This is a genomic window from Thalassospira sp. CH_XMU1420-2, from assembly GCF_037029325.1.
GTDB classification, from domain to species: domain Bacteria; phylum Pseudomonadota; class Alphaproteobacteria; order Rhodospirillales; family Thalassospiraceae; genus Thalassospira; species Thalassospira povalilytica.
The window spans coordinates 1-1,339 of the sequence record NZ_JAYMEG010000049.1 but is presented as its reverse complement, the minus strand read 5'-3'; the positions used below and the strand labels follow the sequence as shown (position 1 = coordinate 1,339).

Here is a 1,339-nt window from a genome sequence, read left to right as displayed (position 1 = left end):
CTTTCGATAACTGCACCGTCGGTCAGCTCTGCTTCGTTCAGCTGAACTGTGACCGTGGGCTCGGCAGATGAGAGGCTGGCTCCCATTACGACCAAACTTCCGGTTAAGAAAAACGCTTTCCAAATGTGCTTCAGCTGTCTCATCAATCCATTCCCAGAACATGTGCGGGCAACGACGTCATGATGAACTGGCATAGTTTCAGCCGGGGTTTGTGCCGCTAGATGCAAAAAAATGTCGTTTGACGGTGATCAAGCAAAAAAAAGCCCGGCGCGGGCCGGGCCAGTTTTGGAAATTGGGGTTTTGGAGATCAGTAGAGCGTATAGTTCGGCAAGGATGCCAGATCGATGACCGGGCCTGTCATTGGCAATGTCGCAGACACAATCCCGTCGATGACATCCGGGCCATAGCTGAAACCGGCCGCTGCAATCACGCCGCCAATCGCGCCGCGCGCACCACCACCAATTGCCGTGTAGCCGAGCCCCATCATCAAGCCGACAATGGCAATCACCTTACCAAGCGTACCTTCTGACCAGTCGGTTACCATCTGCAGCAACGCATCGAACTCCGACCCACCTGTACCAGCCAACGCTGGCGACTGATACAGGCAGACCGCAGCGGCCGCTGCGAGAGCAATCATCGTTTTTGTCCCTGCTCCCCCTTTCGGAGCGGCGCAGGTCGTATCGGTGTTCTCAGACATCGATCATAGTCCTTTTTCTGGAGATATAACTTTGAGTGGCGTGATGTTCTTACTTTCGGCAGGTTCATCGAGCCCGAGCATCCAACGGCGTTGCTCGACCTCCGAGAAGACGTAGGACGGCGCGATCAGCGCACCTTCGTCTTCGTATGGCGCAAACCAAATACGCATCACCTTGGCCGGGCTACGAACCGGTGTCGTAATCCCCGGTGGCAGTGGCGCGGGTACTTGCTTTCGCGTCATAACTTGCGTGGACGCGGCTATCGCCGCTTGCTGTCCAGAATCTTGCAAAGGCTTTGTTGCCGCCTGGTCTGCATTGACAGTGGTTTCCATTCCTGCAGGAACGTACCCCTCAAGACTGTCTCGATCATTTGTCGCGGCGTACGTGTCCCAGGCGCTCATGCAGATCCCTTTTTCCGGGAGCCCCGAGCAAGAAAATTCATTTTGTCCCATCGTCAGAGAACACCCTGAGAGGAAGATCATTGCTGCTCCGCTTGCGACACGGCCAAACGATGGCCGGAACTTATTGAAAACTTCCACGGGTCCTATCCTTGTGAGGTTTTGGCTTTGATGACTTTGAACTTCATCTCAAGCGGTTTGATCAGAACGAAGGAGAGTGCACGCCCCGGGTCAATCTCCAGAATT

The 1,339-nt window shown here is 54.7% G+C and carries 2 protein-coding genes; both read right to left on the bottom strand.

Translation table 11 applies throughout. From position 1 onward, the window contains the following. Positions 1-307: 307 nt before the first annotated feature. Positions 308-637, bottom strand: a complete 330-nt coding sequence (gene traA, locus WA429_RS21175) for a TraA family conjugative transfer protein (RefSeq protein ID WP_336107905.1) — start codon at positions 635-637, stop codon at positions 308-310. A 63-nt stretch (positions 638-700) separates the two neighbouring features. Beyond that, positions 701-1,234 (bottom strand): type IV conjugative transfer system lipoprotein TraV, encoded by a 534-nt coding sequence (gene traV, locus WA429_RS21170; protein WP_336107904.1) that lies wholly within the window; start codon positions 1,232-1,234, stop codon positions 701-703. Positions 1,235-1,339 lie beyond the last annotated feature (105 nt).